Annotated in this window: 10 protein-coding genes and 4 pseudogenes; 9 read left to right on the forward strand and 5 right to left on the reverse strand. The window is 56.5% G+C overall.

The annotated features are described in order from the left end of the window. From D3H35_RS35160 to glyQ (D3H35_RS27450), 5 genes and pseudogenes are all read right to left on the reverse strand, one after another. Positions 1-139: DUF188 domain-containing protein (locus tag D3H35_RS35160; RefSeq protein ID WP_411675188.1), on the reverse strand; the 139-nt coding region annotated here is incomplete at its 3' end. A 422-nt stretch (positions 140-561) separates the two neighbouring features. Beyond that, positions 562-1,368: a pyruvate, water dikinase regulatory protein gene (locus tag D3H35_RS27440; protein ID WP_119148257.1), complete on the reverse strand. Its 807-nt coding sequence runs from the start codon at positions 1,366-1,368 to the stop codon at positions 562-564. 66 nt (positions 1,369-1,434) lie between these two features. Further along, entirely contained in the window at positions 1,435-1,938 is a 504-nt protein-coding gene (locus D3H35_RS33105) for a DALR anticodon-binding domain-containing protein (RefSeq protein ID WP_233568197.1), read from the reverse strand. Further along, positions 1,841-3,514: a glycine--tRNA ligase subunit beta gene (gene glyS / locus D3H35_RS27445; protein WP_325050173.1), complete on the reverse strand. Its 1,674-nt coding sequence runs from the start codon at positions 3,512-3,514 to the stop codon at positions 1,841-1,843. Before glyS (D3H35_RS27445) ends, D3H35_RS33105 begins: the two co-directional genes overlap by 98 nt. A 9-nt stretch (positions 3,515-3,523) precedes the next feature. Then, positions 3,524-4,377: pseudogene (gene glyQ, locus D3H35_RS27450) on the reverse strand (glycine--tRNA ligase subunit alpha); the annotation flags it as partial. A 50-nt stretch (positions 4,378-4,427) separates the two neighbouring features. Here glyQ (D3H35_RS27450) and D3H35_RS27455 point away from each other — a divergent pair. The 9 genes and pseudogenes from D3H35_RS27455 to D3H35_RS27475 all read left to right on the forward strand — a co-directional run bounded on the left by D3H35_RS27455 (position 4,428) and on the right by D3H35_RS27475 (position 9,659). Further along, positions 4,428-4,706: a hypothetical protein gene (locus D3H35_RS27455; RefSeq protein WP_119148254.1), complete on the forward strand. Its 279-nt coding sequence runs from the start codon at positions 4,428-4,430 to the stop codon at positions 4,704-4,706. A gap of 553 nt (positions 4,707-5,259) precedes the next feature. Further along, positions 5,260-6,141, forward strand: a pseudogene (gene glyQ / locus D3H35_RS27460) (glycine--tRNA ligase subunit alpha). Next, positions 6,134-7,806 (forward strand): annotated as a pseudogene (gene glyS / locus D3H35_RS27465) (glycine--tRNA ligase subunit beta). The pseudogenes glyQ (D3H35_RS27460) and glyS (D3H35_RS27465) overlap by 8 nt, the downstream one beginning before the upstream one ends. Beyond that, the gene (locus D3H35_RS33110; RefSeq protein WP_233568198.1) at positions 7,706-8,212 is read left to right on the forward strand and encodes a DALR anticodon-binding domain-containing protein; all 507 of its coding nucleotides are present in this window, start codon (positions 7,706-7,708) and stop codon (positions 8,210-8,212) included. Before glyS (D3H35_RS27465) ends, D3H35_RS33110 begins: the two are co-directional and overlap by 101 nt. A gap of 66 nt (positions 8,213-8,278) precedes the next feature. Then, positions 8,279-8,694, forward strand: a pseudogene (locus tag D3H35_RS35165) (kinase/pyrophosphorylase). Between the two features lie 23 nt (positions 8,695-8,717). Further along, on the forward strand, positions 8,718-8,888 hold the full coding sequence (locus D3H35_RS35170) for a kinase/pyrophosphorylase (protein WP_411675186.1): 171 nt from the start codon (positions 8,718-8,720) through the stop codon (positions 8,886-8,888). Then, positions 8,854-8,991, forward strand: a complete 138-nt coding sequence (locus tag D3H35_RS35175; protein WP_411675187.1) for a kinase/pyrophosphorylase — start codon at positions 8,854-8,856, stop codon at positions 8,989-8,991. Before D3H35_RS35170 ends, D3H35_RS35175 begins: the two co-directional genes overlap by 35 nt. Next, entirely contained in the window at positions 8,988-9,155 is a 168-nt protein-coding gene (locus D3H35_RS35180; protein ID WP_233568199.1) for a hypothetical protein, read from the forward strand. Before D3H35_RS35175 ends, D3H35_RS35180 begins: the two co-directional genes overlap by 4 nt. Before the next feature lie 225 nt (positions 9,156-9,380). Beyond that, complete coding sequence (locus tag D3H35_RS27475) at positions 9,381-9,659, forward strand: DUF188 domain-containing protein (protein WP_119152307.1); 279 nt, start codon at positions 9,381-9,383, stop codon at positions 9,657-9,659.

Consider the following 9,659-nt stretch of genomic DNA (forward strand, 5'->3'; position numbering starts at 1 on the left):
CGCGCCAAACGAGCGCGGCGAGACCGTAATCTCCCGTCACCAGCACATCCTGCCGCGTCAGCACGTTGGCGATATAAAGATCGGCCGATTGATTGCTCGCATCGACGGTAACTACGCTGACCGATCTTCCGCCACCAATCGGTGAGCGTGGCTGGAAACCATGAGCGCAGTCGCGTCAAGGCTTTGCACCGTTCGGGCGATTTCCGATTTGACGGGGCATGCATCCCCGTCGACAACGACTCGATTTCGAACAAGAACCATTTGATCACCACACACGTTCGTCCAAAGTTTGCCGTTATATTATATACGCTAATGAGCGCCAGAATCCTGCTTACGTCCCATCAAATTTTAACATGATACCTCTTGAGCCGCACACTGTCAAGACCACAGCCACATGATCGCCGCAAATTTGTCATATTTTAGGGTTTTATGGGAGCATGACGAATTCATCGGATAGAAAGAAAACGAAAGCAATAACGTCAAAATACTAAAAAGCTGTCTGGAGGCCTTCCATGTAGGGAAGGCTCCCAGACAGCTTGAATCGGATAAAAAGCAAAAGCGTTATTTCCCAAAATGCTCCAAAATCAAACTCGCCGTCTCCTCTACCGCCTTATAAGAGACGTCGATGACGATGCAGCCGATTTTGTCCATCACTTGGCGGGCGTGCTCCAGCTCTTTCTCGATCCGCTCCGTCGTGGCATAGGACGCCGAGTTGGGCAGCCCTAGAGCTTTCAGCCTTTCCTTGCGGATCGCGTTAAGAGATTCCGTGCTGATCGTCAGGCCTATCACTTTGCGAGGGGAAACGGCAAAGAGCTCCTTGGGCGGAACGAGCTCCGGAATGAGAGGAACGTTGGCCACCTTAAACGTCTTGTGCGCAAGCACCATGGAAAGCGGCGTCTTCGACGTGCGGGACACCCCGATCAGCACAATATCCGCCTTGTTAATGCCGGTTACGTCCCGGGCATCGTCGTAACGGACGGCGAACTCCACCGCTTCGACCTTGCGGAAATAGTCCGCATCCAGAACGTGGTTGAGCCCCGGCTCGTGCCGGGACTCCCTTCCGAGAGAACGCTCCAGCCTGTCGATAAGAGGACCGAGGAGATCGATTGCCGATACTTTGCGCGTCCTGGCCTGCTCGATCATGTAATCGCGCAAGTAAGGGATGACGAGGGTGAACAGTACGATGCTCTCCTCGGCTTCCGCCGCGGTCAATACCGCATCTATCCCTTCTCTCGATTGGATGAAGGACGCTCTGCGGATATGAATGGAAACCGGATGAAACTGCGCGGCGGCCGCTCTGACCGCGTGCTCTCCCGTATCTCCGGCGGAGTCCGACACGACGTAAACAGACACGCTTGCGTTCGGCATGGTGACCATCCCCTCGTCATAGATTTGTCGTTCGATTCTGGCGTGCGAACAATAGGCTATACTTGCTTAGCCGACCAGCTTGGTGAAGTCGGCGAACGCCTTCACGTCATCTGCTATCAGCGCCAATAAAGCGAGACGGTTGCGGCGAACCGCTTCGTCCTCCGCCATGACCATAACCGTCTCGAAGAACGTCGTGACCGGCTCCTTCAATGCGGCCAGTGCGGCGAAGGCAGCATCCGTATCCGCTTCGGCGATCGCTTTGACGAACGTTCCGTGCGCGGTTTGCCACGCCTCGTACAAGCTTCCTTCGGCGGCGTCGGCGAATAGATTAGCGTCGACTTGGCGCGAATCAGCCTTCGCCCCGAGGTTGCATGCGCGGTTGAAGGCTTCGACGATCGGACGGAACTCGTCGCGCCGTTCTTCCGAAGCCGCCTCATTCAACGTTGCGGCGCGAAGGATCGTGCGGCGAACGTCATCCGAGCCTGCGCCGAGAATAGCGTCTGCGACGTCGTAGCGGACATTGCGCTCGGTCAGAACGTTTTTCACGCGCAGCGTGAAAATCTTGCGCATCCTTGCGAATATCGTAGGCTTCGCGCTTCAATCCCCGTTCGGCATGAATCTCCAACGCGATGGAGAACAGCTCGGACAGCGGCAGCTCCAAGCCGTGTGCGAGAATGGTACTGACAATGCCGGCCGCTTGGCGGCGCAGCGCGTAAGGATCCTGCGAGCCGGTCGGCACGATGCCGATCGAGAAGCAGCCCGCGATCGTGTCGATCTTGTCGGCGATGCCGACGATGGCTCCGACGAGCGACGCCGGCGGATTGTCGCTGGCATTGCGCGGAGAATAATGCTCGTTGACGGCGCGCGCCACGCTTTCCCGTTCTCCCGCCTTGCGGGCGTAATCCTCGCCCATTATGCCTTGCAGCTCGGGGAACTCGTATACCATCTGCGAAACAAGGTCGAATTTGCAAATATCGGCCGTCCGGCTGACATCGGCGCGAACGCTGTCGTCGGCGCGCAGCGCCTGCGCAAGCTTGTCGGCAATCGCTCTCGTACGCCGTACTTTGTCGGCAACCGTGCCGAGCTCTTCATGGTAAACGATATTCTCCAGCTTGGCGAGCGCATCGGCAATGACAAGCTTCTTGTCTTCTTCATAGAAGAACTTCGCATCGGACAGACGCGCGCGCAGCACCTTCTCGTTACCTTTGGCCACAACATCGATCGACAGACCGTCGCCGTTGCGAACGGTAACGAAATGCGGCTGAAGGCGTCCTTCCGAATCGAGAACCGGAAAGTAGCGCTGATGCTCGCGCATCGACGTAATTAGAACCTCTTGCGGAATGTTCAAAAATGCCGGATCGAACGAGCCCGTCAGTACGGTCGGCGTCTCGACGAGGAACAGAACCTCTTCCAGCAAATCCTCTTTAACGGCGATATGCCAGCCGCGTTCGGCGGCCAGACGGCCGATGCCTTCCTGAATCGCCTCTCCCCGCTCGGCTACATCGACGATGACGTGCTGCTCTTTCAATGCTTCCACGTAAACGGCCGGATTATCGATCGTTGCGTCCGCTCCCAGGAACCGATGGCCCGCGACACGTTGCCCGACTTCACGCCCGTTATTTCGAAAGGAACGACTTCGGAGCCATGCAACGCCGCGAGCCAACGGATCGGACGAACGTAGCGCAGATCGTAAGCGCCCCAGCGCATATTTTTTTGGAAAGGTCAGCGAGGTGACAAGCGCCGGCAACGCTTCGGGTAGAAGGGAAGAAGTTTCCACGCCGACGCTGCTCTTGTTGGCGAAAATATATTCAACATTCGCCACTTCGCGAACGACGAACGATTCGGCGTCCACACCTTGGCTGCGACCGAATCCGAGAGCGGCTTTGCTCCAGGCTCCTTCGGCATCCTTGGCGATTTTGAGCGCCGGGCCCTTTACTTCCTCGTTCACGTCGGCTTGCTTGTCGGCCAACCCGATTACGATGACGGCGAGTCTGCGCGGAGTCGAATACGCTCGCACTTCCTCGAAGCTTAGACGGCTGTCGTTCAACCATTTGACCGTTTTGTCTTTCAGTTGGTCCATCGCCGCTCTAACGAAGCGGGCAGGCACTTCTTCCAAACCGATTTCCAACAACAAATCCTTAGCCATTGCGAACCGCCCTTCCTTCAATAGCGGGAAGCCGAGCCGTTCCCGTTCCTGCAAATAAGTGGCCGCTACTTGGCGAGCCAAATTCCTAACGCGAGTAATATATCCCGTCCGCTCCGTTACGCTGATTGCGCCGCGGGCGTCGAGCAGATTGAACGTATGCGAGCATTTCAGCACGTAATCGTACGCCGGGAATACGAGATTCTGATCCATCGCCCGCTTCGCTTCCGCCTCGTAAGTCGAGAACAATTGAAACAGCATCGCCGCGTCCGACACTTCAAATGTGTACTTGGAATGCTCGTATTCGGGCTGCTTGAATACATCGCCGTAGGAGACGCCTTCTACCCATTCCAGATCGAACACGTTCTCTTTTTCCTGGATATAGGAAGCAAGCCGCTCCATACCATATGTGATCTCGACCGCTACCGGGTGGCAGTCGATGCCGCCGACCTGCTGGAAGTACGTAAATTGCGTAACTTCCATACCGTCAAGCCACACTTCCCAGCCGAGTCCCCAAGCGCCGAGCGTCGGCGATTCCCAGTTGTCCTCCACGAAACGAATGTCATGGTGGCGGGGATCGATTCCAAGCGCCTTGAGGCTGTCCAGGTAAATTTCCTGGATGTTGTCCGGCGAAGGCTTCATGATGACCTGAAATTGATGATGCTGGTAAAGCCGGTTCGGATTTTCCCCATAGCGACCGTCAGCCGGACGTCTGGAAGGCTCGACGTAAGCGACGTTCCAAGGCTCCGGACCGATCGTCCGCAGAAACGTCATCGGGTTCATCGTTCCCGCGCCCTTCTCCGTGTCGTAAGGCTGAACGACGATACAGTTGTACTTGGCCAGTACTGCTGCAGCGTAAGGGTCATTTGTTGAAATTCATTTTTCCTGCACTCCTTCGACAATTGGGTGTGACGGCTTGACGCTAGGCAGGAACGACGGATCGGAACGCAAAAAAGCTCCCGTCTCCAACGCCCGCTTCGCGGACGTAGGGACGGGAGCTCGAGGTTCCCGCGGTTCCACCCTACTTGATTTCACGACGACGATACGCCGAAAAATCCTCTTTTTTCCGTGGCATGTCTCTCTGGAGCGCCGTGTTCGCCGTTCCGTCCGTCCGGGCTTGCACCCTCCCCGGCTCGCTTCGCTGCCGACAGAACCGGTTACTTTCTCCTTCATCGAGAACGATTCAATTATGTAGTCATTCTATCTAACCGCGCGGCGGATGTCAATCACCCGCATCGTCGTTTCGGGGAGGTCTGACGGCCGTATCGAACCAGGCTCCTGTTTAAGCCAAGCATTTCCCCGTGCCGTTCAATTGATCCAGAAACCCGCGCGACTTCAAATTCAAGCTTAAACAGGAGCTGGCTTCGATACGGCCGTCAGACCTCCCGACGACGATGCGGGTGATTGACATCCGCCGCGCGGTTAGATAGAATGACTACATAATTGAATCGTTCTCGATGAAGGAGAAAGTAACCGGTTCTGTCGGCAGCGAAGCGAGCCGGGGAGGGTGCAAGCCCGGACGGACGGAACGGCGAACACGGCGCTCCAGAGAGACATGCCACGGAAAAAAGAGGATTTTTCGGCGTATCGTCGTCGTGAAATCAAGTAGGGTGGAACCGCGGGAACCTCGAGCTCCCGTCCTACGTCCGCGAAGCGGGCGTTGGAGACGGGAGCTTTTTTGCGTTCCGATCCGTCGTTCCTGCCTAGCGTCAAGCGTCACACCCAATTGTCGAAGGAGTGCAGGAAAAATGAATTTTCAACAAATGACCCTTACGCTGCAGCAGTACTGGGCCAAGTACAACTGTATCGTCGTTCAGCCTTACGACACGGAGAAGGGCGCGGGAACGATGAACCCGATGACGTTTCTGCGGACGATCGGTCCGGAGCCTTGGAACGTCGCTTACGTCGACGCCGCAGGAGACGTTGCTGACGGTCGCTATGGGGAAATCCGAACCGGCTTTACAGCATCATCAATTTCAGGTCATCATGAAGCCTTCGCCGGACAACATCCAGGAAATTTACCTGGACAGCCTCAAGGCGCTTGGAATCGATCCCCGCCACCATGACATTCGTTTCGTGGAGGACAACTGGGAATCGCCGACGCTCGGCGCTTGGACTCGGCTGGGAAGTGTGGCTTGACGGTATGGAAGTTACGCAATTTACGTACTTCCAGCAGGTCGGCGGCATCGACTGCCACCCGGTAGCGGTCGAGATCACATATGGTATGGAGCGGCTTGCTTCCTATATCCAGGAAAAAGAGAACGTGTTCGATCTGGAATGGGTAGAAGGCGTCTCCTACGGCGATGTATTCAAGCAGCCCGAATACGAGCATTCCAAGTACACATTTGAAGTGTCGGACGGCGATGCTGTTTCAATTGTTCTCGACTTACGAGGCGGAAGCGAAGCGGGCGATGGATCAGAATCTCGTATTCCCGGCGTACGATTACGTGCTGAAATGCTCGCATACGTTCAATCTGCTCGACGCCCGCGGCGCAATCAGCGTAACGGAGCGGACGGGATATATTACTCGCGTTAGGAATTTGGCTCGCCAAGTAGCGGCCACTTATTTGCAGGAACGGGAACGGCTCGGCTTCCCGCTATTGAAGGAAGGGGCGGTTCGCAATGGCTAAGGATTTGTTGTTGGAAATCGGTTTGGAAGAAGTGCCTGCCCGCTTCGTTAGAGCGGCGATGGACCAACTGAAAGACAAAACGGTCAAATGGTTGAACGACAGCCGTCTAAGCTTCGAGGAAGTGCGAGCGTATTCGACTCCGCGCAGACTCGCCGTCATCGTAATCGGGTTGGCCGACAAGCAAGCCGACGTGAACGAGGAAGTAAAGGGCCCGGCGCTCAAAATCGCCAAGGATGCCGAAGGAGCCTGGAGCAAAGCCGCTCTCGGATTCGGTCGCAGCCAAGGTGTGGACGCCGAATCGTTCGTCGTTCGCGAAGTGGCGAATGTTGAATATATTTTCGCCAACAAGAGCAGCGTCGGCGTGGAAACTTCTTCCCTTCTACCCGAAGCGTTGCCGGCGCTTGTCACCTCGCTGACCTTTCCAAAAAATATGCGCTGGGGCGCTTACGATCTGCGCTACGTTCGTCCGATCCGTTGGCTCGCGGCGTTGCATGGCTCCGAAGTCGTTCCTTTCGAAATAACGGGCGTGAAGTCGGGCAACGTGTCGCGGGGCCATCGGTTCCTGGGAGCGGACGCAACGATCGATAATCCGGCCGTTTACGTGGAAGCATTGAAAGAGCAGCACGTCATCGTCGATGTAGCCGAGCGGGAGAAGGCGATTCAGGAAGGCATCGGCCGTCTGGCCGCCGAACGCGGCTGGCATATCGCCGTTAAAGAGGATTTGCTGGAAGAGGTTCTGTTCCTCGTCGAGACGCCGACCGTACTGACGGGCTCGTTCGATCCGGCATTTTTGAACATTCCGCAAGAGGTTCTAATTACGTCGATGCGCGAGCATCAGCGCTACTTTCCGTTCTCGATTCGAAGGACGCCTTCAGCCGCATTTCGTTACCGTTCGCAACGGCGACGGTCTGTCGATCGATGTTGTGGCCAAGGTAACGAGAAGGTGCTGCGCGCGCGTCTGTCCGATGCGAAGTTCTTCTATGAAGAAGACAAGAAGCTTGTCATTGCCGATGCGCTCGCCAAGCTGGAGAATATCGTTTACCATGAAGAGCTCGGCACGGTTGCCGACAAAGTACGGCGTACGAGAGCGATTGCCGACAAGCTTGCGCAGGCGCTGCGCGCCGACGACAGCGTTCGCGCCGATGTCAGCCGGACGGCCGATATTTGCAAATTCGACCTTGTTTCGCAGATGGTATACGAGTTCCCGAGCTGCAAGGCATAATGGGCGAGGATTACGCCCGCAAGGCGGGAGAACGGGAAAGCGTGGCGCGCGCCGTCAACGAGCATTATTCTCCGCGCAATGCCAGCGACAATCCGCCGGCGTCGCTCGTCGGAGCCATCGTCGGCATCGCCGACAAGATCGACACGATCGCGGGCTGCTTCTCGATCGGCATCGTGCCGACCGGCTCGCAGGATCCTTACGCGCTGCGCCGCCAAGCGGCCGGCATTGTCAGTACCATTCTCGCACACGGCTTGGAGCTGCCGCTGTCCGAGCTGTTCTCCATCGCGTTGGAGATTCATGCCGAACGGGGATTGAAGCGCGAAGCCTACGATATTCGCAAGGATGCGCAAGAGTTTTTTCACGCTGCGCGTGAAAAACGTTCTGACCGAGCGCAATGTCCGCTACGACGTCGCAGACGCTATTCTCGGCGCAGGCTCGGATGACGTTCGCCGCACGATCCTTCGCGCCGCAACGTTGAATGAGGCGGCTTCGGAAGAACGGCGCGACGAGTTCCGTCCGATCGTCGAAGCCTTCAACCGCGCATGCAACCTCGGGGCGAAGGCTGATTCGCGCCAAGTCGACGCTAATCTATTCGCCGACGCCGCCGAAGGAAGCTTGTACGAGGCGTGGCAAACCGCGCACGGAACGTTCGTCAAAGCGATCGCCGAAGCGGATACGGATGCTGCCTTCGCCGCACTGGCCGCATTGAAGGAGCCGGTCACGACGTTCTTCGAGACGGTTATGGTCATGGCGGAGGACGAAGCGGTTCGCCGCAACCGTCTCGCTTTATTGGCGCTGATAGCAGATGACGTGAAGGCGTTCGCCGACTTCACCAAGCTGGTCGGCTAAGCAAGTATAGCCTATTGTTCGCACGCCAGAATCGAACGACAAATCTATGACGAGGGGATGGTCACCATGCCGAACGCAAGCGTGTCTGTTTACGTCGTGTCGGACTCCGCCGGAGATACGGGAGAGCACGCGGTCAGAGCGGCCGCCGCGCAGTTTCATCCGGTTTCCATTCATATCCGCAGAGCGTCCTTCATCCAATCGAGAGAAGGGATAGATGCGGTATTGACCGCGGCGGAAGCCGAGGAGAGCATCGTACTGTTCACCCTCGTCATCCCTTACTTGCGCGATTACATGATCGAGCAGGCCAGGACGCGCAAAGTATCGGCAATCGATCTCCTCGGTCCTCTTATCGACAGGCTGGAGCGTTCTCTCGGAAGGGAGTCCCGGCACGAGCGGGGCTCAACCACGTTCTGGATGCGGACTATTTCCGCAAGGTCGAAGCGGTGGAGTTCGCCGTCCGTTACGACGATGCCCGGACGTAACCGGCATTAACAAGGCGGATATTGTGCTGATCGGGTGTGTCCGCACGTCGAAGACGCCGCTTTCCATGGTGCTTGCGCACAAGACGTTTAAGGTGGCCACGTTCCTCTCATTCCGGAGCTCGTTCCGCCCAAGGAGCTCTTTGCCGTTTCCCTCGCAAAGTGATAGGCCTGACGATCAGCACGGAATCTCTTAACGCGATCCGCAAGGAAAGGCTGAAAGCTCTAGGGCTGCCCAACTCGGCGTCCTATGCCACGACGGAGCGGATCGAGAAAGAGCTGGAGCACGCCGCCAAGTGATGGACAAAATCGGCTGCATCGTCATCGACGTCTCTTATAAGGCGGTAGAGGAGACGGGCGAGTTTGATTTTGGAGCATTTTGGGAAATAACGCTTTTGCTTTTTATCCGATTCAAGCTGTCTGGGAGCCTTCCCTACATGGAAGGCCTCCAGACAGCTTTTTAGTATTTTGACGTTATTGCTTTCGTTTTCTTTCTATCCGATGAATTCGTCATGCTCCATAAAACCCTAAAATATGACAAATTTGCGGCGATCATGTGGCTGTGGTCTTGACAGTGTGCGGCTCAAGAGGTATCATGTTAAAATTTGATGGGACGTAAGCAGGATTCTGGCGCTCATTAGCGTATATAATATAACGGCAAACTTTGGACGAACGTGTGTGGTGATCAAATGGTTCTTGTTCGAAATCGAGTCGTTGTCGACGGGGATGCATGCCCCGTCAAATCGGAAATCGCCCGAACGGTGCAAAGCCTTGACGCGACTGCGCTCATGGTTTCCAGCCACGCTCACCGATTGGTGGCGGAAGATCGGGTCAGCGTAGTTACCGTCGATGCGAGCAATCAATCGGCCGATCTTTATATCGCCAACGTGCTGACGCGGCAGGATGTGCTGGTGACGGGAGATTACGGTCTCGCCGCGCTCGGTTTGGCGCGGGGGCGGCTGTGCTGA

This window comes from Cohnella faecalis (assembly GCF_003570905.1).
In the GTDB taxonomy this organism is placed as follows: Bacteria; Bacillota; Bacilli; order Paenibacillales; family Paenibacillaceae; genus Cohnella; species Cohnella faecalis.

What these genes read in the sequence shown, in the direction of transcription:
- glyS (WP_325050173.1), bottom strand. Translation starts at nt 3,514, where the DNA reads ATGGCTAAGGATTTGTTGTTGGAAATCGGTTTGGAAGAAGTGCCTGCC.
- D3H35_RS27475 (WP_119152307.1), top strand. Translation starts at nt 9,381, where the DNA reads ATGGTTCTTGTTCGAAATCGAGTCGTTGTCGACGGGGATGCATGCCCC.
- D3H35_RS33105 (WP_233568197.1), bottom strand. Translation starts at nt 1,938, where the DNA reads ATGCGCAAGATTTTCACGCTGCGCGTGAAAAACGTTCTGACCGAGCGC.
- D3H35_RS33110 (WP_233568198.1), top strand. Translation starts at nt 7,706, where the DNA reads ATGCGCAAGAGTTTTTTCACGCTGCGCGTGAAAAACGTTCTGACCGAG.
- D3H35_RS27440 (WP_119148257.1), bottom strand. Translation starts at nt 1,368, where the DNA reads ATGCCGAACGCAAGCGTGTCTGTTTACGTCGTGTCGGACTCCGCCGGA.